This window comes from Streptomyces sp. NPDC059832 (assembly GCF_042731715.1).
Lineage (GTDB): Bacteria > Actinomycetota > Actinomycetes > Streptomycetales > Streptomycetaceae > Streptomyces.
In genome coordinates this window covers 32,482-51,741 of record NZ_JBHWIY010000042.1, presented here as the reverse complement: position 1 = coordinate 51,741, position 19,260 = coordinate 32,482, and the positions used below count along the sequence as shown (strand labels likewise).

Genomic DNA, 19,260 nt, shown 5'->3' with positions numbered 1-19,260 from the left:
CCAGGCTCGACCGGCACACCGCCGATCACCCAGAAGAATCCTCCGTCGCGCTGGCAGCATGATCAACCCCCGAAGGACTTACGAACTCGACCACTTAGGGACACGAGCCCGCAACGCCAACCCCCTGACGGGGCCATCGCCGGGAAATGGGGAGGAGCACCCCACCGGAAACGGGGTGCTCCCACGCCTGCTGTCGAGATCACGGAGCGTATGGGCGCCTCGGACGTGACGGGTGCGTACGTAGGCACCTGCGAGGACGGGTGTGACTGCTGTACGGGCAGCAGCTGTGCCCACCCAAGCCGCTGCGCCGTGACCCATCGTCCGAGGTCTTGCTGGTCGAGACCCTGTCCGCCGAGATCGCCATCACCCGCCCCTCCGGGATCGCCGTGTACGCCAAGGCGTTCGGCGAACTCCAGCAGCTGGCCGTCTTCGGAGCCCCGGCCCGCGCCCTGATCGGAGCCGCGATCGAAGCAATCGAGTGACCAACAGCACTTCGTGATGCCTGACCGCGCCCCTGGAAGGCGCCGCCCGCCGGGCCCAGAACCGCGCCCGGCTCGATCGCCTCACAGCGGCCCTCCCCGTTGCCCGGGAGCCGAAGGCCCCCAAGCCGTCCCGCGACCGCAGGAATGAACACAGCGCCCGCTCCAGCTGGCGCTGCCCAGGGCCGTACAGCGCCCGTACCACCCCGATCTCCTCACTGCCGGCGGGTGCCGCCTTGTTCAGCAGACCGGCCAGGTGCGCCCGGTCGACGTCCTGTGGGCCCTCCGCACGGCTCTGCTGCCGGCTGAGCTGGAGAAAGTCCTACACCCACCGGCTTCGACCGTGAGTGCAACCGTCGCCGCAGCGAGGTCGAGCGGACCATCAACCGACACACATCGGAAAAGAAGCAGACCATGACGGTGTGCGACGCCTGGGCCCACCGAACGGAGGCCGATCCGAGGGCAGTGGAACGGGACTTCTGACACGACGCGCGGCGACGCGCTGACGTCCCGCACACCATCCGCCCACATTTTGCGCGACCGTCACCTCAGCCCACTTTCCTCAAGCCCGGGTCCTCTTGAATACTCCGTCTGCCCCTCTTCGTGGACCGACATCACCGAAGCAACAGGAGGATCCCCACAGCCATGACCGAAATCAATCGGCGTCGCTTCCTTCAAATCGCCGGAGCCACCACGGGGTTCGCCGCCCTGTCCGGCTCCATCGACCGCGCCGCAGCCATCCCCGCGGCGCGCCGCAGCGGAACCGTCCAGGACATCGAACACATCGTCGTCCTCATGCAGGAGAACCGTTCCTTCGATCATTACTTCGGGTCGCTGAAGGGTGTCCGGGGCTTCGGCGACCCGCGCCCGGTGGTACTGCCCAGTGGCAAACCGGTATGGCACCAGACAAGCGGCGGCAAGGAGACCCTGCCCTACCACCCGGATGCCGACGACCTGGGCATGCAGTTCATCGCAGGTCTCGACCACGACTGGGCCGGCGGCCACAGCGCGTTCAACAACGGCAAGTACGACAACTGGATCCCCGCCAAAGGCACCGGCACCATGGCGTACCTGACACGGGACGACATCCCGTTCCACTACGCCCTCGCCGACAAATTCACCATCTGCGACGACTACCACTGCTCGTTCATGGGTGCGACCGACCCGAACCGCTACTACATGCTCTCCGGACACGTCGGCAACGACGGCACCGGCGGCGGCCCGGTCCTCGGCAACCAGGAAGCGGGCTACGGCTGGACGACATACGCCGAACGCCTCGAGAAGGCAGGCATCTCCTGGAAGGTGTACCAGGACATCGGTGACGGCCTCGACGCGGCCGGCGGCTGGGGCTGGATCAACGACGCATACCGCGGCAACTACGGCGACAACTCCCTGCTGTACTTCAACAACTACCGGAACGCCAAGCCCGGCGACCCCCTGTACGAAAAAGCCCGCACCGGCACGAACGCCAAGGCGGGAGACGGATACTTCGACATCCTCAAAGCCGACGTCAAGGCCGCCAGGCTCCCGCAGATCTCCTGGATCGCCGCCCCCGAAGCGTTCTCCGAACACCCCAACTGGCCTGCAAACTACGGCGCTTGGTACATCTCGCACGTCCTTGACGCACTCACATCGAACCCAGACGTATGGAGCAGGACCGCCCTGTTCATCACATACGACGAGAACGACGGCTACTTCGACCACGTCGTACCGCCCTACCCGCCGGCCTCCGCCGGCCAAGGCCTGTCCACCGTCGACACCACGCTCGACCACTACAAGGGCGGTATCGGATACGCAGCAGGCCCCTACGGCCTCGGACAGCGCGTCCCGATGATCGTTGTCTCGCCATGGTCCACCGGCGGATACGTCTGCTCCGAGACCTTCGACCACACCTCGATCCTGCGCTTCATGGAGAGCCGGTTCGGGGTGAAGGAGACCAACATCTCGCCATGGCGGCGCGCCATCTGCGGTGACCTCACATCCGCCTTCGACTTCTCCCTCAAGGTCACAGACCCGGCCGACCTGCCGGACACGGCGGGCTACGCCCCTCCGGACCGCGACCGCCACAACAGCTACGTACCGAGGCCACCCGCCCAGGGCACCCTGCCCCGGCAAGAGGCCGGGGCGCGGCCGAGCCGCCCGCTCTCCTACGCTCCCTACGTCGACGGGGCCGCAGACCTCACGACCGGTAAGTACAAGCTGACGTTCAGTGCAGGGGACCAGGCGGGCGCCGCCTTCCAGGTGCGCTCGCTGAAGCGCACCGACGGCCCGTGGACGTACACTGCGGCAGCCGGAAAGCCCGTTTTCGACAGCTGGAACTCGGTGTACTCCGGCGGCAGTTACGACCTCACGGCCCACGGCCCGAACGGCTTCCTGCGCACCTTCAAGGGCAACAACAAAGCCGCTGAGCCGGAGGTGACGGCACGCCACGACGCCGGCAACCTGAAGCTCACCCTGACCAACCCGTCGACCGCCGACGCGCACCTCACCGTGACCAACGCGTACGGCGGCGAGCGCCAAACTTACACGGTCCGCGCAGGCGCCACAGCCGTGCAGAGCATCGACCTGCGCGCCACCGAGCGCTGGTACGACCTGACGGTCGTCGTCGAGGGCAACGCCGGATACCTGCGGCGCCTGGCCGGGCACGTCGAGAACGGTCAAGCCGGTGTGAGTGACCCGGGCATCGCAACCATGTGAGACCCGCACGCCACCCGGCGGACGGAAGGGCACACACTCGGAGGGTGACGAGGCATCAGCGCGACGTGCCGGAGTTCGCCAAGATCTTGGACACCCCCCGAGCAAGCACATCGGCAGGAAAGCCCTGACCGGTCGGGCGAGCCACCCGCTGCGGGAGGCCGCCCGGCCGGGCCGTGAGGCTACTGACTTCGGCCTGTCAGGGTGAGGTCGGGTTGCCGAGGGTGAGGCCGGTGCCGGCAATGAAGCCGTCGAGGGTTTCGGGCCGGTACTGGAGTCGTTTGAGCCGGTTGCGGACGAGGACCTCCAAGCGGTCCAGGGCGACGACAGCGAGGCTGGCCCGCCGCACGGGGACCTGTGGGGGAGGGGCCGAGTGGCCCCGACCCTGTTTGCGGTCAACGGCGACCAGGTGCGGGCCTGGACTGGAACCGCACTGTCCCTCCGCCTGGCGTGGCTGTTGGGGTCGTCGGACTCGCTGCGGGTGGTGCGTGCGCTCCGCGACCTCGATGTGCTGCGGCCCCCGAGCCGCCCAGGAATCCTCAAGGCCGTGCCGGGGTTGGCCCTGGGAACATTTCTGGTCACCGGCGGCCTGGCAGCCTCACCCGCGCAGGCTGTGACCCGCGCCGAGGGCAGTAAGGCGTCGCGATGGGTGAAGGTCAACCTCGGCCGGCTGCCCTCCGGCTACTCCGAGTTCGCCTCCTACCCCGCGGCATATCGGCGCGCCGTTTACGACGCGCTGTCCGCTTCGGCTCGGAGTGATCTGTGGGTGGCGCACTTCGCGAACTACCGGAAGACACATCCCGGTCTGTCCGCCAAGCAGTCCGCCGTCCTGGACGACGCGACGCGGCTGGCACCGCAGATCATCGCGGGGCGCCAGCAGGGAGCAGTCGTCGAAGGGCTGGAGACGGCGGCTGTGGCGGCGCGAGGCGAGAGCGGGGCGCAGGCGATTCTCATGACGCTGGGTCCTGCCGGCACGCAAAGCGCGGCGCCTCGGAGCGATCTGGCGTGGTCGATGTATGGGGTGACGGCGGTGAGGACCAGGCGCCGGAGCCCCGGGTGCGTCGCGCCGGGATCCGTCAGGAAGTGGTTGCCGGGTGCGGGTTGCCGAGGTACGGGAACCGGTCCAGGGTGTCGGTGTGCGGCGTCAGACCGGTGGGCGGCGCCTCGTTCTTGGTGAGGAACGCGACGCGGATGTCGATGACGTCTTCCGTGAATGTCCGGCCATTCGGGTACGCGGCAGGCTTGGACGGGTCGAAGTGCAGCACGTCCGGCAGGAGGCCGTGCTCGTCGAGCGCGGTGATTGCCTCCTCACGCGAGTAGCCGCCGGTGTGGCCCAATAGGTGGACGAACTGGTCCGTCCATCTGGCCCGGTCGTCAACCGGCTCGCTGGCGTTGTACTCCTCCTTCGTGTCGTCGGTGTTGAAGAAGCTGCTCATTGACGGGTGCCCGGCCCGGTCCGCGTGGACGAGTTCGCCGTCGCGTTGGACGCTGCACCGGCCCCAGATGTGCAGCTCGGGCTTGGGGGCCAGCTCCGCGGTCGGCAGTTCGATGGCCATGGAGAAGACGTTGGCCGTGCTGTTGGAGTCAACGCCGGTCCACGGGGACTCTCCGCCCAGATGTGGCGCGGTGAAATTCCGGTTGCCGCTGGTGTCGAACAGATTCTTGATTCCGTCGAAGTCGAAGAAAAAGGCATCGCTGCGGCTACCGGCGGCCACCTTGTAGTCGCCGCTGCTGACCACGTTGGCCTGGGGGCCGAAGGAGACGGCGGCGTCCGAAATGATCTTGGTTCCGACCGCCTCGGGCCTGCGGGAATCCGCACCGGTTGCCATGAAGACGCTGTAGGTCTGCGAGCCGTCGGATGCCGGGGGACTGAAGACCCAGCTGAAGGCGCCGTCGGTCAGGTAATCGCCGTCGTTGTCAATGTTCAGGCGGTATACGGCGTCGGGGTGCATGGCATCTGCGTTGGGATTGGCGTTGAGGATGAGAACGGTCCTGCTCGGATTGCCGGGTGCCCCGAAGGCATATAGGTCGCACAGATCGAGACGCTGATCGCCAAGTGGTGGCCCAAGGCTGAGGCCGGTGAAGTGGTTGGACATGTCAGGCCCTTCTATTGCTCGCCCGCCGGGATACCACCAGAGCGCTCGAACGGTCGTTCTGGGGCGTGTGAGGTACACCCACACCTGGGTGGTGCGTCCACGCTAGCCGCCACAGCAGTCCGACCATCGAGGGCGAAGGCACGGTCGGCAAACAACGCTCGAATGGGTCACCGACAGGCGGGAGGCGATCGTCTCTCGGTCCGAGGGCGAGCCTTCAGGGGGTCGCCGATCAGTTGATCAACTGACTCATAATGAGACACGCTCAAGTTGTGTTGTCCGGACAGGTTGGTGACGCGGCTTGCTGGGGTCTGACCGCCGATTCCGGTGTGTGGTCGGTGGTAGTTGTACCAGTCCAGCCAGTCGGAGAACGCTGCTTGCCGTTCGGTGTCCGAGGTGTAAGGCCGTTGGTGGGCCCATGCGTCGAGCAGGGTGCGGTGGAATCGTTCGACCTTGCCGTTGGTCCGGGGATGCCAGGGGAGGGTCCAACGCGGGCTGATGCCCAGGTCGCGGCAGGTCTGGCGCCAGGCGTTCTTGGTGTAGGCCCAGGGGTTGTCGGTCAGGACACGTTCGACGGTGATGCCTCGTGCGGCGAACCATGCTGTGGCGCGGGTCGGGAAGCCGGCGCAGGTCGGGGCGGTCTCGTCCGGCAGGTCCTCGGTGTGTGCGAGGCGGGTGCGGTCGTCCAGGGCGGGCCCGCGTTCTACGACCGCGTCCCGTACTTCTTCACCGACCGGTACGACCTGGGCATGGAGTACGCGGGCCACGCCGAGCCCGGTAGTTACGAGGACGTGGTGGTGCGCGGTGATCTCGCAAGCCGGAAGTTCATCGCCTTCTGGCTGGCTGCCGGTCGCGTCCCGGCCGGCATGATCGTCAACATCTGGGACGTCAACGACGCGATCCAGCACCTGGTCCGCTCCGGCGAGCAGATCGACCGGGACAGGCTCGCCGACCCGGATTTGCCGCTGGAACCCCTGACTGCCGGGTGACGTATGGCCGCGGGCCGTTTCACGGGCCCGTCGGGCGCCCACCCGCAGGGGTGGGCAAGCCGGCGATGCCCCAGCGAGGCTGAGTCCCCTGTTTCATGCCCGCTCGCTCCGGGCGGTCGCGGCGCTTCAGCCAGCTCCGCATCGGTCAGGTCCGATGGACCCCGGCGTTGCGGATACGGACGGTTGCCCGCGTCCCCATACACATGCGCGAGGCAATCATGCGATCGGGCAGCCGAGTTGGACTCCACCCGGACCGGCACGGAGGACTACGGCACCAGGGCCTCCTGGAACCTCGAACGGCTTCAACAACTTCGGGCTACCGAGAGGCCCTTCCGCCATGCGTCGGTTGTCCCACGACCACCCGATCGGGACCGCCGTTCGGTCCGCAGCCTCCTCGATCGACACAACAACGCCAGGGTCGCGGCATCGGCGGAACCGCCCCCACCAGTCGCTCCACCAACGACCTCCCCAAGCCACGGGGAACGGCGGGGAGCCCCGGTAGCCCCGCTCGGCACCGCGTCCAGCGCACCCAACAGCCGAGAGGGTGGCACTCCGCGGCTTCCTGGGCGTTGCGGTCGATCGACGCGGTGGATTCGAGTTCGATCCCGTAGCTACGCGCTTACTGGTTCGATCAGCGGCACACCCGGTCCCGTACACGATGTGAGCCGCCGAGTCCTCGGATCACATGACCCGGGGTGCGTCGGACCGACAGGTGATCGCGGCTCCGGCGCGCATGACGCCACCGGTGTGTGCATCGGCTGACGGTGCAGCGGGTCTTCGGTCGGGTCGAAGTGCAGTGCTTGTCCGCCTTCGCCTGCGGCCCGGTACGGACACCGCAGAGACTCTCCTGACTCCAGACGTACTGCTACCCGCCGTCACAGTGAAACAACGAAGACTTCACGGTGGAATTCGTTTTGCTGAATGGAATCTACTGACCCCCGCCTAAAGTAACCCACCGGGTTGCGCCCCCTTCAAATACCTCCCGAGGGGGCATGACCCGGTCGTCTATCTGCCTGAAACAGGCCAATCCCGGATCGGTCTTGGATCACACCCGCCCTAGCGGCGGGAAACGCGTAGAAGGAACGATGACCATGAATGCGAACTCCTCTGTGCTGGTCCGGCGGTCACGCACGTGCCTGGCCGCTGTCGCCGTTGCCGGAGTACTGGGACTGCTCAGTGCGTGCGGCGGATCGTCACACCCCAAACCATCGGGCGCACTGAGTCCCGGCACTGGCCAGACCCTGCCTGGAACGCCCGGTGCCTCCGGAACGGGCGGTACGGTCAGCCCACCACCAATCACGCCCTCGACCTCACCTACCACCAGCCAATCGTCCGCTCCGGCGGCCGCCAACGCGGTGACGATCAAGAACTTTGCGTTCTCCCCGGCCAAACTGACGGTCAAGGCGGGCACGAAGGTGACCTGGACCAACACCGACCCCGACACTCACACCGTCACCAGCAAACAAGGATCGGGCGGGCCGCTGAAGTCGGCAGGCCTGGCCACCAACGACACCTACAGCTACACCTTCACCAAACCCGGCACCTACCCCTACTACTGCACCATCCACCCGTTCATGACCGCCACCGTGGAGGTGACCCCATGACCGAACCCACACACGACTCCGACGGCGACGGCGAGCACGGCATGAACCGCCGTCAGCTCATGCGGCACTCCGCCTGGTTCGGTGGCGCCGTCATCCTGACAGTCACCGGGGGAGAGGTGATCAGCCATATCCCCGGCTCGTCGGACCCCACCCCGGCGGGCAGCGCAGACCTGCGATTCGTGCAGGTATCCGACAGCCACATCGGCTTCCATGGCCCGCCCAACATGAATGTCGCCGGAACGTTCAGCGCAGCGCTCACCCAGATCAACTCACTCGGGTTCCGACCCGACTTCGTCATGCACAGCGGCGATCTGACACACCTTTCCACCCCCGCCCAGTTCGACCAGGTCAAGCAGATGCTGTCGCAGCTGCGCACGGACCGGATCTTCACCGTGCCGGGCGAGCACGACTCGATCGGAGACAACGGACGCGCATACCGACAAGCTTTCGCCAAAAACACCCTCGGCGACGGCTGGTACAGCTTCGACACTCATGGTGTGCACTTCATCGCGCTGGTCAACACTCTGCACCTTGAGCAACTCGGCCACCTGGGCAGCGATCAGATCGATTTCGTCCGCAAGGACATCGCCGGCCTGTCATCGGACACCCCGATCGTCGTCTTCAGCCACATCCCGCTGTTCGCGATGTATCCGAAGTGGGGCTGGGGCACCGACGATGCCGTGCAGGTGCTGTCGATGCTGCGCCGTTTCTCCTCGGTCACGTGCCTCAACGGCCATGTCCACCAGCTGTTCACCAAGACCGAGGGCAACATCACCTTCCACTCGGCCGCTCCCACCTGCTACCCGTTTCCCAAACCCGGCCACGGCCCAGGCCCCATTCCGCAGGTGCTGCCCGCCGGACGACTCAAGGACGCACTTGGCATCCGCACCGTCAACTATCGGCAGGGCAGCCACGCACTGGCGGTCAAGGACACGAAACTCACATGAACCCCCGGAGCCTGCCCACCCTCGCACTGCGTTTGATGCTCGCCGCCACGCTCGCGGCAAGCGGATACATCCACGCCCAGCTCTACATCGACGGATACCGCTTCATCCACGTCATCGGCCCGTTGTTCCTGCTGCAGCCCAGCGCCGCCTTCGCAGTTGCCGCGCTTCTCCTGTTGGCGGCACCTCTGCTACTCCGAATCGCCGTCGCCGCAATCGCCATTGGCGCCCTCGCCGGGTTCGCCACATTCCGCACCATCGGATTGTTCGGGTTCACCGAACGCGGCCTGCAGCCCGCCCCGCAGGCGCTGCTCAGCCTCATCGCCGAGACGCTCACCCTGCTGACTGTCGCGGTCTGGCAGGCACCCAAGGTCTGGCGACACCGTCGCACCCGGCCGCACCACGACGAGACCAGCCGAGTGCGGCCCGACCTCCACACGTCAGTCCGCACCACCGGCACTCCCAGTGCTGCGCTCGGCATCACGTGGTGTGCCGTCCAGCTCCAGGGCGGCAAAATCGGGAGCGGGGGCGGCTGATCACGTGGACGACCTCGCTCACCCTGCCAACCACCGACGGCTCTACGACGTCCTGTGGATGCTGCTGCCCGTGGCGGTCACGGTCGGCCTCTACTGGTACGGCCGGGTGCACACCCCCGCCTACGAGAACAGCCTCTTCGGGCAGCGCGGCGACGACGCCAGACTACTCAAGGCTCAACTCGGCTCCGCACTGCTGGGCCTGGCGCTGATTCAGCTACTTCTCGCCCTCTGGATGTACGGCCGCCTGCCCGCACTGCGAACCGCACCGCACCGGGTCAACACGACGCACCGCCTCATCGGTCTGACCGCCTTCCTCCTCTCCCTCCCCATCGCTCAGCACTGCATCACCACCTACGGCGTCCAGTTGACCGACACCCGGGTGGCGCTGCACTCGCTCACCGGCTGCTTCCTCTACGGGGCCTTCGTCGCCAAGGTCATTGTGGTCCGCCACCGCCACTGGCCCGGCTGGGCACTCCCTCTGGCTGGAGGTACCCTCGTCACCGCGATCGCCCTGATCTGGTACGCCGCCGCCCTCTGGTACCTGAACGGCTTCCAGGCACCCGGCCTGTGAGCGGAGCGCGAGACGTCTCTCCCGACGGCCCCGGCCGGACCGACAACATCGCGGTGAGCGACACGCTGCCCAGTGCCACCCTGTATTTGGGCGGTGCCTCCCGCCTCGGTCGAAGTCGGGCAAGGCTGGAGACATGAAGTCAGCCCTGCCTGTTGTTCTGGTGGCAGCCGGACCCTCAGGAGACATCGGCCGTCAGTCTCACTTTTAGGGCGCCTACCTCGCCCGCAATCAGCGCGACGTGCCCCCGGCGCGGGGCCACGATCAACGGCCGCAGTCTGTGGGCGCGCCCGGTAGCCGAGGGCTGGGCGGAACAACAAGTTCGTTCCGTAAGAGGGCGGGCGAGCGGGCGGGGCGGAATCGGAGTCGCCGGAAGCGCCTCGATCCGCAACACTGTTGTTGTGACCGCCTCCATCCACTCAAAGAGTCCTTCCAGTTCGGAGTCGACTCCCGGGTGAGCCTGCGGCTCATCAGGTCGATCATTGCGAGGCGGATCATGGCTTCGGAGCGGTGCGGGTGGGTCTCGTAATCGCGGGCGAGGCGGCGGTGGTGCATGAGCCGGCCGAAGGTCAGCTCGACGACCCAGCGCCGTGGAATCACCTTGAAGCCCTTCTGGGCGGGGTCGCGGCGGGTGACTTCGACATCGATGCCCAGGTGGGCGCCGTGGTCGATGACCTTCGTGCGGTAACCGGTGTCGGCCCACGCCTTGGTGATGCGGGGGTGGTCGGCAGCGATGTTCGAGAGCACATGTATGCCGCCGACGTTGTCGGAGACGCTGGCGGCGGTGACCAACACGGCCAGGAGAAGTCCGAGCGTGTCGACGCCGATGTGGCGCCTGCGGCCTGCGATCTTCTTGCCCGCGTCGATGCCCTGCCCGGCAGCGGGCACGTTGGCTGAGGTCTTGATGCTCTGGGCGTCAAGGATGCAGGCGCTCGGCTCGGCATCCCGGCCTTCAGCTTTCCGGACCAGGCGTCGCAGGAGGCCGTTGAGCTGGTCCAGAATCGGGGGTCAGGGCCCCTGTCAGCCCACCCAGCGAAGCGTGCACATCCGCATCGCCGTCATCAATCAATGGCTCCCCAACCGGTGAGGGCGGGCTGCGCCCGCCCTCACACCGGCTTCGAAACATCGCTAGGACTGGGGAGCCATGTGCTTCGGGTTGGTTTCCGAGCCGGAGCCTCAGATGTTGGCCAGGGTGCGGTCGAGGAGAGGCAGCAGGCGGTCCCAATGGCGCTGCAGCGCGGCGGGGTTGAAGGCGTCGGTGTCGGACATGGTGAAGCCGTGGATGGTGCCGGGGTAGATCTCGGAGGTGTAGCCGACCCCCGCGGCGTCCAGGGCCTGGTTGAGCTCGCCCAGGGCCTCGGGCGTCATGTCGCCTTCGGCGTGGCCGAGGTGGACCTGGGCGGTTAGCTTGGCGAGGCTGTCGGGCCCGTCAGCGCCCACGGGGCCGTGGAATGCGGCGACGGCGGCCACCTGGCCGGGGTGGGCCGCGGCGGTGCGCATCGCCAGGAGGCCGCCTATGCAGTAGCCGGTCACCGCGACCGGTCCGGTGCCGACCTCGGGCTGGGTGGTGAGGAACCTGAGATAGGCGTCGGCGTCGCTCAGGACACGTTCGGTGGTGTGCGCCTCGATCAAGGGCATCAGCTGGGCGAAGACCGCGGGCCGGACCTCTTCTCCGATGTACTCGGGAAGTTCGATCACCGGTGCCGGGCCGTGCCGGTAGAAGAGGTTGGGGACGAGCACGTAGTACCCGTGCCCGGCCAGTTCGTGGGCCAGCTCCCGCAGCACGGGCCGGATGCCGAAGCCGTCCGCGTACATCAGCACGCCGGGGTGCCGCTCGCCACGATCGGGGAAGGCGGCGAAAGCGTCGGCCTGGCCGTCCGCGGTGGGGATGTGCAGCATCTTGGTGGGCATGAGTTCTCCTGTCGTGGTTGACGTGTCGAGCTGTGATCAACACGACAGGAGGCGGAGCCCGCGCAGCAGCGCCGGATCCTCGATCCAACAGCGGGCCAGTTCCGGCCCGTACGGCGCTCAGGGGAGCGCCGGGTCACCAATCCGTGTGTGGCGCAATGCCGTCCCGGTAGTCATCGCCGCACAACGTAGCCCACTGGACAGGATCGATGCCAGCCCTCCCCGGTCCACAGCGCTGTTCGCGAGAATGATCTTGGTCGGCGCCTCGGATCCTGAACCCGGTCGACGCGCTGCCCGTGACAGCGATACCGATCTTGTGTCTGCTCGGCCCTCACCACACTTCGAAGGCCCTGTTCGAATTCCGAGCCGGGTAAACGCTCGCCAGGGATCGAAGACAGGCTCACCGGTGCGCCGGGTTCAGCCAGCCCTGTGCGTCGTTCGTCCGGGCGGGTGTCTGCGGGCGTGCCCGGTCCGGCGGTGCCGCGCGCGTCGCGCCTTGCGCTGGCTTCAGGCGAGGGCGTTGTGGAGGGCTCGCACGGCGGGCTCGCGGTGGTGCTGGGCGGGGATTGACTGGTACAGGTCCGTGGCGCGGGCGTGGATGAGGCCGGTGCGGTAGCCGGCCGGGAGGACGTCCAGAGCGGCGGCGGCGCGGCGGTACGCCTGCTCGATGCCGCCGTCGTGGTGGGCGCAGGCTGCGCCGTCGATGGTCAGCAGGGTGCGGGTCATGCTGCTGGTCGGGGCGGACAGTTCGAGCGCGCGGTCCTGGCTTTCGCGGGTCCGCCCGGTGTCGCCCAGATCGGTGAGCGCGTGGGAGAGGTGGACATGGTGCTTCTGCTCGCAGTGCCCGAACCAGGTGTCGGCCCGCTGCTCGCCGCTGAGTTGTTCCATCAGCCGGTCGGCGACGGCCAGCGCATTGCGGGCCTGGTCGGGTTGGTGGGAGAGGGTGTAGGCGCGGGCGGCGGCCAGGGTTGCGGCGGCGGTCGGTGAGGTTCCGGCGACACGGCGGGCCTGTTCGGCCAGGCCCGCCGCGGCTTTGGGGGAGCCGTAGTTCAACCCCGCCATCACCTCGCGGGCCAGCACCCATGCGTGCAGTTGGCGGCCGCCGGATTCACCGGCGGCGTGGGCGGCGGTGGCGAACCGGGCGCGGGCCTCGCGTCGGCTGCCGAGGTCGTGCAGCACGATCGCGGTCATGCCCGCCATCTGCCCGGCGGCGGGGCACAGCCTCACCCGTGTGGCGACGGGCTGCGGGATGCCCAGCAGCGGGCGGATGTCGGCGAAATCGGTGACCAGGTCGGCCAGGACCCGTGCGGGGGCCTGGCCGTGGTAGCCGTAGCTCTCCGCGGCGGCCTCCAGGTCGGACAGGTCGGCCGGGTGGGTGGCGAGAGTCTGGTCGAAGGAGGTGTGGGTATCGGTCAGGGCGGTGAGCGCCGCACCGGTCAGGCCCGCGGCCAGCGCGCCGCGCAGCAGCTCGCGGCGCGCACCGGATCATCTCCATCAGGTGGCTCCGTGCTGGGGGCGATGGCGGTGTCCTCCCCGGGTCGCCCAGCAAGCCCCAGAAAGGCACCGGGAATCCGAAGACGGTCCGCGATCCGCTCCACTGTGTCCAAGCCGACCCGAGCCGCATGGACGTGTTCAAGATCCGGGGTCAAGGCCCCTGCTTCTCTGACCCTTGCGCTTGCCGGTGGGGATGATCAGGTCGGGCTGGATCTGATCGACGGACTCGCCGCCGGAGCGGCCGCGGAGCACGGTGTGCAGCGTGTCGTCGGTGATGACAGGGGGCGACCGCCGTGCGGGGCGTTGGTGCCCCCGGTCTTGAGGTGACCGGCGTCGCCACACCTCGCGGCCGGGGGCGGCTCTGACATCCAGCACCGGGGCGACGATGGCTGGCTGCGGGCCCAGCCCGCAAGTACGCGCCTCATATCCACGTGTGCGACTGATGCTCTGAAAGTGACATATATGGCATGAGTGGAAATATGGGATGTGTGGTCGTTGGTGCTGGCGAGAACTTCTTTGCTGAGCCCTCGGCTGGGAGGGCTCAGACAGGCGAGAGGAGCGCATCATGATCGCCAAGCTGCTCGGCAAGCTGTCCTTCACCCGCCACTACGGTGCGTACGGGGAACACGACTGGGGTGCGTAAGGCGGCGACAACCGGGTCTGACCGCACTGCCGGCGGGAGCCCCCGGGCGCCCGCCGGCTCCTAGTAACGCTGCCGACGATTTCGGCCTGGACAGGTACGAGAGTCAGGGGCGATCCCATGGGCCGAATGAATGAGCCGCCGCGGTTGCCCGAAGGCAGCTTCGCGGCATGGAGCCGCGACCGACTGGCACTGGCGCGCCGTGGCGCCGCCGAGTGCGGGGACGTCTGGCAACTGGAGCCGGGTGTCTACGTAGCCGCTACGGCTGGGCCGTGTGAAGCAGTCCTGCACCGCGGGCAGGACTTCACCAAGCCACCCTCGCCTCTCTTTCCACCGTTGAAGCGGTCGAGTGGAGCAGCGACGCCTGAGGAGCGTGTGCACGCTCACGCCGCCCGCATGCGCGGACTGCGCCCGCAGGCGGTTGCAGCCCGGATCGGTGAGATAGCGCCCAGGACCGCTCAATTTGCTGACCAGTGGCCCACGGGCCAGGACATCGAGATTCTGCCCCCGGTCCGGCACGCTCTGGCAGAGATCGGCGTGCGCTACCTCTTCTCCGAAGACGCTCCCACCCTGCTGCCCTTTGCCTCACAGCTCTTCCTGGCCCGTGAGGTGCTCGTACGCCCCTCGCGCTGGGTATGGCCGCCCTGGGTCCCCACACCGGCACGGCGGTTCCGCACACGGCAGCAAGTCGCCTTCGTCGACGCCTTGCGGCCCATCGTCCGCCGACGCCGTTCATCGGGCCGGCTCGGTGACGACGTGCTGGGACAGATGCTCCGGCCCTCCTCCCGCTATGGCCTACTGCCGGAAGAGGCCATCCTCGACCCTCTCCCCGGAATCACCGTCGCCACCTTCGAGACACCTTCCCGGGCAGCCGGATGGATTCTGCTCCATCTGGCCCGGTACCCCCAGGCAGCGGGCCGCGTCGCGGCCGAAGCCGCCTTGCTGCCCGCAGACCCGGCCGCGACGACCAGCACCCACCTCGACAGCCTGCAATACACCCAGGCACTGGTACTCGAGGTGCTCCGACTGCACCCCCCGAGCTGGCTACTGACCCGGCGCGCCACGCGGCGGACTCAGATCGCCGACTACACCATCGACGCCGGGTCCACCGTTCTCGTCTGCCCCTACACCGCCCAGCGCGACGCACGGGAACACCCCGAGCCGGACGAGTTCCAGCCCGAGCGCTGGCTCGATGATTCGGGCTCGCCGGCGAAATCCGGGGTCTTTCTCTCCTTCGGTACCGGGCCGCATGGCTGCGAGGGAGCCGCTCTGGCCATGGCGATGCTGACGCTCCTGACTGCGCAGACCGCCCGCTGCTATCACTTGAGCGAGCTGCCCGGACCAGAACCCAGCTACCAGGTCGCCACCTTCGAAGGTCTCGCCACTGTCGGCCTGCGCCTGCGTGCCACCGCGCGCAGCTGAGGGCAGTCCCGCTTTCGGTGACAGGCCGCCTCCACGGCGAACTCGCCCGTCTCGACTGACGGTCTCACTCCGCGCTGGGCGTTGCGCCCGGTCACGATGACGGACGTTCGGCATCGGCCAGCCGCTTGGCGGCCGCCCGGCCGGTGCCGAACGTAACACTGGTGACCAAGGCGGTAGCGGAATGCACGCCGAGGTTGTCTTCGTGCTTCACAGCCGTCGGATACTGCTTCCGTATGTCCACGAAGGCGCCCTCACACGGGAACGCGGCGTGGCCGCACGGGCACGGCTGCCGGCAGCGAGCTGTTCTACGCCGAGGGCGTCCAATCGGTCGGGATCGATCGAGTCATCCAGCACGCCGGAGTCGCGGAGGCAACGCTGTACAGCACGTTCGGCAGCAGGGACGGCCTGGTCCGGGCCTACCTCCAGGCGCGGCATGCCGCGACCGCCGAGCGCATGGCACACGTGCTCGAAGCGCGTGACGACACCCCGAAAGAGCGCCTGGTCGGCGCGTTCGAGGGACAGGGGCTGTCGTTCACCGAGCCGGGATTCCGTGGTTGCGCGTGCATCAGCGCGAGCGCCGGCGCCCCCGAGGCTGCTATGTCGTGTCAAGCCGCTTGATCAAGGTCCACGATGCTCCTGGGCGTGGGGCGGTCGATCCGTTCGAGGTCTTGAAGAGTCGGCGGCAGATGACGCGCTTGAGGCATCGCTGCGCGTCGCGGACGGTCTTTCCCTCAGTGATCCTCCGAGCGACGTACGCCTTCGTGGCGGGGTCGAGCCGCATGCGGATCAAGGTGATGGTGTGCAAGGCCCGGTTGGGCTGCCGGTCTCCGCTGCGGTTGAGCCGGTGCCTGTTCGTGAGTCCGGACGATGCGGGAACAGGCGAGACGCCGGCAAAGGACGCGAAGGCCGCTTCGGAACGAAATCGTCCCTGGTGGGACCGGCTGACCAGGATCTGAGCCGCGGTGATCGGACCGACGCCGAGCAGGCCGAGGAGCTCCGGAGCCAGCTCTGCGACCAGGGCGTGGATGTCCTTCTTGAGATCCTTGGCCTCGGCCTGGGCTTGGATGCGCTGAGTGGTGGACCGCAGGGCCCGCGCCGTCATCCGGTGCTCAAGGCTCTGTGCCGGACGGTCCCGAAGTTGAGCACAGTAGGCGATCTGGGCCGGGCGCTTGAGCTTCCGTAGCTCGGCGCGGAGACCATCCGGCGCGGAGACGATCAGGGCCTTGAGCTGGTTGATCGCGGCGGTGGAGGCGAGGACAGCGCCGTGACGGGGGCGAGGAGGACCCGCAGGGCCTCGCGTTCGCCGCGAAGCCTGGGTTGGATCACATGCTCGGTGGCCGGCGCCTCCTTCGCGGCCCGGATGGCGTCGAGCATGTCCGTCTTGCGCCCGCCCCGATTGGGCAACCGCTTGGGCCGGCAGACCTCGACGACGCACTCGCCTGCTTGGTCGAGAAGGGCTGCGAGGCCGGCGCCGTAGCTGCCGGTACCCTCCAGGGCCCAGCAGCGCCGCCCGGGTACTTGCTCGCGGGCGAAGTCCAACAGGCGGCGGTATCCGCGGGCGTTGGCGGGTGAATCGGTGCTGGCCAGTACGGCGCCGATGGGACCGACGGCTGCTGCCGCAAGGGTGTCGCGGTGGGTATCGACGCCGATGACGCCGTCGACTTGCTCTGCGAGGATGGCCACGCGGTTGTTCTTCTTACTGGGCGGACGGCTGCAGGTGGCGTCGGCCTGGGTGGAGTCACCGCGTGGCGGAACTGTGATGAGTGCGTCGGCAGGATCTGCCGGGTGTCTGCTGATCTTGTGCCTGATGACTTGTGGGAGCGCGTAGCCCCGCTGCTGCCGGTTTGTCCGCCTCGTCGGCAGCGGTATCCCGGGCGGTTGCCCGCCGATGACCGTGCTGCCCTCCGGGGCATCGTTTACGTGCTGCGCAAGAGTGTGAGCTGGCGGGATGTACCCACAGAGCTGGTCGGCTGCAGTGGGGTGACGGCCTGGCGGCGCCTGGGGGACTGGACCGAGGCTGGCGTACGGCCCCGCCTGCATGAGGTCCTGCTTGCAGAACTACGCAGAGAAGGTCTGCTGGAGATGGATGACGCTGCGATCGACGGTTCGCACGGCAGGGCGCTCAAAGGGGGCTCACACCGGACCTTCGCCGGTCGACCGTGCCCGGCCCGGCAGCAAGCACCACATCATCGTCAACCGACACGGCACTTCCCTTGCCGTCTCTCTGACCAGCGGAAACCGTCACGACGCACCCAGCTCACGCCCCTGCTGGACGCCATACCCCACATTCGCGGACTGCGCGGCCGGCCACGTCACCGACCTCCGCGGCTGTTCGCCGACCGCGGCTACGACTTCGACAAGTACCGGCGCCACCACAGTAATCGGAACGTGCAGCTGACACACCGGAGTGCACTGGGCACTGTCGGACGCGGGGCGATCGAAAAGGGCTTGCGGACGGGGTGGCGCTTGGCTAGACCTTACGGCGGAACCCCCACCACGAGAGTGAGGGGCCACGACAGCGAGAGGAGGGATAAGCCCATGATTCCCCTGATCACCGCGCTTGTGTCCTCCCGGGGTGAGGACCACATCTGACCTCGGAGCGGACGGGCGCCTTCGCCGGAGCGTGCCTTGACCGTGGAACAGAACAGCCTGACCATGCGTCCGATCACCGGACGCGAAGAACTCGTCCTCTTCTCCCAACTCCCTTACATCCTCAACGAGGAATTGGCGGACGACCTTGCCGTCGGCCGCCGACGTCCGGAATGGATGTGGGTCGCCCTTCGCGGCGAGCGCCTACTGGCCAGGGTCGCATGGTGGGGGCGGGCCGGAGACGACACACCGTTCCTTTTGGATATTTTCGACATCGACGACAGCAGCGCGGATCGTGATCGCGTGGACATCGGCGTGCGGCTGCTGCGGGCTGCCACGGCCGCAGTGGTCCCAGCCGACGCCCGTCCACCCGAGTACAACCGAGCCGTCCCACCCGATTGGCGCAAGGGTGGAGTGACCGGGCGCATCGTCGAGGACCGCATGCTCGCCCTAGAACGGACCGGCGCCCGCCAGTTCGTCGAACGGCTGCTTCTGGAGTGGCGTCCCGGGACGCCACTCCCCGAGCCGAAGGGGCGCCTGGCGTTCCGGCCGGTCCGCGGCACCGAGGAGATCCTCGCCCTGATGACTCGGGTCCTGGACGGGACGCTGGACGCGCACAGCAGGGACGACCTGACCCGGATGTCCCCCCGCGAAGCGGCGGCCAGACACTACGAGGAGGAGCTCGCGCACTTCCGGAGCCCGCAGGACTGGTGGCGGATCGCGACACTGCCGGACGGCGAGCCGGTGGGGTTCGTCACCCCGGCCCGCAACGACTACAACCCCGTCATCGGATACCTCGCCGTACTCCCCGAACACCGGGGCAACGGCTACATCGACGAGATCCTTGCCGAAGGCACCCGGATCCTCAGTGCGCAGGATGTCCCCCGCATCCGGGCAGCCACGGATCTCGGTAACACCCCCATGGCGAACGCTTTCCAGCGCATCGGATACGTCAACTTCGCACGCCGGATCTGCATGATCTGGAGCTGACCGAGGGCGCGGGGCTCCCGCAACGGCGTCCCGCCCACTCACCCGCGATCAATAGAGGGAGCTGCATCACACCAGTGAGGCTGGAATGCAACACGCACTGCCCCCATCGTCGCGAACGCGGCGTCAAAACCCGTCTTCCCAATCACGACACGACTCCGAATGCACACGGCCTCTGCGGACACTCGTGCTGTGACCGGAAACGATCACCGGGTTGGACGGTCAGACGGCTGAGCGAGCGGTCGGCTGCCTCGTCGGGATGCGGAATCCGGTTGCCTGATGACGCCCTCGCGGGATACGAAGCCGGGATGAC

Annotated in this window: 15 protein-coding genes and 5 pseudogenes; 12 read left to right on the top strand and 8 right to left on the bottom strand. The window is 67.7% G+C overall.

Translation table 11 applies throughout. The features are described from left to right. Nucleotides 1–329 precede the first annotated feature (329 nt). Entirely contained in the window at nucleotides 330–482 is a 153-nt protein-coding gene (locus ACFV8T_RS40075; protein ID WP_385337327.1) for a hypothetical protein, read from the top strand. Between the two features lie 642 nt (nucleotides 483–1,124). Next, entirely contained in the window at nucleotides 1,125–3,176 is a 2,052-nt protein-coding gene (locus tag ACFV8T_RS40070) for a phosphocholine-specific phospholipase C (RefSeq protein ID WP_385337324.1), read from the top strand. 196 nt (nucleotides 3,177–3,372) lie between these two features. Here ACFV8T_RS40070 and ACFV8T_RS40065 read toward each other — a convergent pair. Further along, nucleotides 3,373–3,513: pseudogene (locus ACFV8T_RS40065) on the bottom strand (IS630 family transposase); the annotation flags it as partial. A gap of 33 nt (nucleotides 3,514–3,546) precedes the next feature. Between ACFV8T_RS40065 and ACFV8T_RS40060 the strand changes: the two are divergent. Continuing rightward, nucleotides 3,547–4,350, top strand: a complete 804-nt coding sequence (locus ACFV8T_RS40060; RefSeq protein WP_385337321.1) for a bacteriocin fulvocin C-related protein — start codon at nucleotides 3,547–3,549, stop codon at nucleotides 4,348–4,350. Here ACFV8T_RS40060 and ACFV8T_RS40055 read toward each other — a convergent pair. Both ACFV8T_RS40055 and ACFV8T_RS40050 read right to left on the bottom strand, forming a co-directional pair. Next, nucleotides 4,250–5,269, bottom strand: coding sequence for a DUF4331 family protein (locus ACFV8T_RS40055; protein ID WP_385337319.1), 1,020 nt, complete (start codon nucleotides 5,267–5,269; stop codon nucleotides 4,250–4,252). The two genes, ACFV8T_RS40060 and ACFV8T_RS40055, sit on opposite strands and share 101 nt — an antisense overlap. Nucleotides 5,270–5,538: 269 nt before the next feature. Continuing rightward, a pseudogene (locus tag ACFV8T_RS40050) lies at nucleotides 5,539–5,958 on the bottom strand (integrase core domain-containing protein); the annotation flags it as partial. Here ACFV8T_RS40050 and ACFV8T_RS40045 point away from each other — a divergent pair. The 5 genes from ACFV8T_RS40045 to ACFV8T_RS40025 all read left to right on the top strand — a co-directional run bounded on the left by ACFV8T_RS40045 (nucleotide 5,929) and on the right by ACFV8T_RS40025 (nucleotide 9,910). After that, the gene (locus tag ACFV8T_RS40045; protein WP_385337316.1) at nucleotides 5,929–6,255 is read left to right on the top strand and encodes an oxidoreductase C-terminal domain-containing protein; all 327 of its coding nucleotides are present in this window, start codon (nucleotides 5,929–5,931) and stop codon (nucleotides 6,253–6,255) included. The pseudogene ACFV8T_RS40050 and the gene ACFV8T_RS40045 sit on opposite strands and share 30 nt — an antisense overlap. A gap of 1,295 nt (nucleotides 6,256–7,550) precedes the next feature. Further along, entirely contained in the window at nucleotides 7,551–7,859 is a 309-nt protein-coding gene (locus ACFV8T_RS40040) for a cupredoxin family copper-binding protein (RefSeq protein WP_385337342.1), read from the top strand. Next, entirely contained in the window at nucleotides 7,856–8,806 is a 951-nt protein-coding gene (locus ACFV8T_RS40035) for a metallophosphoesterase family protein (RefSeq protein ID WP_385337313.1), read from the top strand. The genes ACFV8T_RS40040 and ACFV8T_RS40035 overlap by 4 nt, the downstream gene beginning before the upstream one ends. Next, on the top strand, nucleotides 8,803–9,339 hold the full coding sequence (locus ACFV8T_RS40030; protein ID WP_385337310.1) for a hypothetical protein: 537 nt from the start codon (nucleotides 8,803–8,805) through the stop codon (nucleotides 9,337–9,339). Before ACFV8T_RS40035 ends, ACFV8T_RS40030 begins: the two co-directional genes overlap by 4 nt. A 4-nt stretch (nucleotides 9,340–9,343) precedes the next feature. Then, entirely contained in the window at nucleotides 9,344–9,910 is a 567-nt protein-coding gene (locus ACFV8T_RS40025) for a DUF6529 family protein (protein WP_385337307.1), read from the top strand. Between the two features lie 420 nt (nucleotides 9,911–10,330). On the opposite strand, the pseudogene ACFV8T_RS40020 reads toward ACFV8T_RS40025, so the two are convergent. From ACFV8T_RS40020 to ACFV8T_RS40010, 3 genes and pseudogenes are all read right to left on the bottom strand, one after another. Then, nucleotides 10,331–10,909: pseudogene (locus ACFV8T_RS40020) on the bottom strand (transposase); the annotation flags it as partial. Nucleotides 10,910–11,083: 174 nt separating this feature from the next. Beyond that, nucleotides 11,084–11,818 (bottom strand): dienelactone hydrolase family protein, encoded by a 735-nt coding sequence (locus ACFV8T_RS40015; RefSeq protein WP_385337304.1) that lies wholly within the window; start codon nucleotides 11,816–11,818, stop codon nucleotides 11,084–11,086. 504 nt (nucleotides 11,819–12,322) lie between these two features. Then, nucleotides 12,323–13,006, bottom strand: a complete 684-nt coding sequence (locus ACFV8T_RS40010; RefSeq protein ID WP_385337301.1) for a hypothetical protein — start codon at nucleotides 13,004–13,006, stop codon at nucleotides 12,323–12,325. Nucleotides 13,007–14,324: 1,318 nt separating this feature from the next. Between ACFV8T_RS40010 and ACFV8T_RS40005 the strand changes: the two genes are divergently transcribed. Beyond that, nucleotides 14,325–15,371: a cytochrome P450 gene (locus ACFV8T_RS40005; protein WP_385337298.1), complete on the top strand. Its 1,047-nt coding sequence runs from the start codon at nucleotides 14,325–14,327 to the stop codon at nucleotides 15,369–15,371. Nucleotides 15,372–15,668: 297 nt separating this feature from the next. Further along, nucleotides 15,669–15,989, top strand: a pseudogene (locus ACFV8T_RS40000) (TetR/AcrR family transcriptional regulator); the annotation flags it as partial. On the opposite strand, the gene ACFV8T_RS39995 reads toward ACFV8T_RS40000, so the two are convergent. Then, entirely contained in the window at nucleotides 15,967–16,473 is a 507-nt protein-coding gene (locus tag ACFV8T_RS39995) for a transposase (protein ID WP_385337295.1), read from the bottom strand. The pseudogene ACFV8T_RS40000 and the gene ACFV8T_RS39995 sit on opposite strands and share 23 nt — an antisense overlap. A 113-nt stretch (nucleotides 16,474–16,586) precedes the next feature. Beyond that, a complete protein-coding gene (locus ACFV8T_RS39990) occupies nucleotides 16,587–17,054 on the bottom strand; it encodes a transposase (protein WP_385337293.1) in 468 nt (155 codons plus the stop codon). 102 nt (nucleotides 17,055–17,156) lie between these two features. On the opposite strand from ACFV8T_RS39990, the pseudogene ACFV8T_RS39985 reads away from it, so the two are divergent. After that, nucleotides 17,157–17,789: pseudogene (locus tag ACFV8T_RS39985) on the top strand (IS5 family transposase); the annotation flags it as partial. Nucleotides 17,790–18,026: 237 nt separating this feature from the next. Then, nucleotides 18,027–18,950 carry a GNAT family N-acetyltransferase gene (locus ACFV8T_RS39980; RefSeq protein WP_385337339.1) on the top strand — a complete coding sequence of 308 codons (924 nt, stop codon included), beginning with the start codon at nucleotides 18,027–18,029 and terminating at the stop codon, nucleotides 18,948–18,950. Nucleotides 18,951–19,260: the final 310 nt, after the last annotated feature.

What these genes read in the sequence shown, in the direction of transcription:
- ACFV8T_RS40030 (WP_385337310.1), top strand. Translation starts at nt 8,803, where the DNA reads ATGAACCCCCGGAGCCTGCCCACCCTCGCACTGCGTTTGATGCTCGCC.
- ACFV8T_RS40010 (WP_385337301.1), bottom strand. Translation starts at nt 13,006, where the DNA reads ATGACCGCGATCGTGCTGCACGACCTCGGCAGCCGACGCGAGGCCCGC.
- ACFV8T_RS39995 (WP_385337295.1), bottom strand. Translation starts at nt 16,473, where the DNA reads ATGACGGCGCGGGCCCTGCGGTCCACCACTCAGCGCATCCAAGCCCAG.
- ACFV8T_RS40070 (WP_385337324.1), top strand. Translation starts at nt 1,125, where the DNA reads ATGACCGAAATCAATCGGCGTCGCTTCCTTCAAATCGCCGGAGCCACC.
- ACFV8T_RS40055 (WP_385337319.1), bottom strand. Translation starts at nt 5,269, where the DNA reads ATGTCCAACCACTTCACCGGCCTCAGCCTTGGGCCACCACTTGGCGAT.
- ACFV8T_RS39980 (WP_385337339.1), top strand. Translation starts at nt 18,027, where the DNA reads ATGCGTCCGATCACCGGACGCGAAGAACTCGTCCTCTTCTCCCAACTC.
- ACFV8T_RS40035 (WP_385337313.1), top strand. Translation starts at nt 7,856, where the DNA reads ATGACCGAACCCACACACGACTCCGACGGCGACGGCGAGCACGGCATG.
- ACFV8T_RS40015 (WP_385337304.1), bottom strand. Translation starts at nt 11,818, where the DNA reads ATGCCCACCAAGATGCTGCACATCCCCACCGCGGACGGCCAGGCCGAC.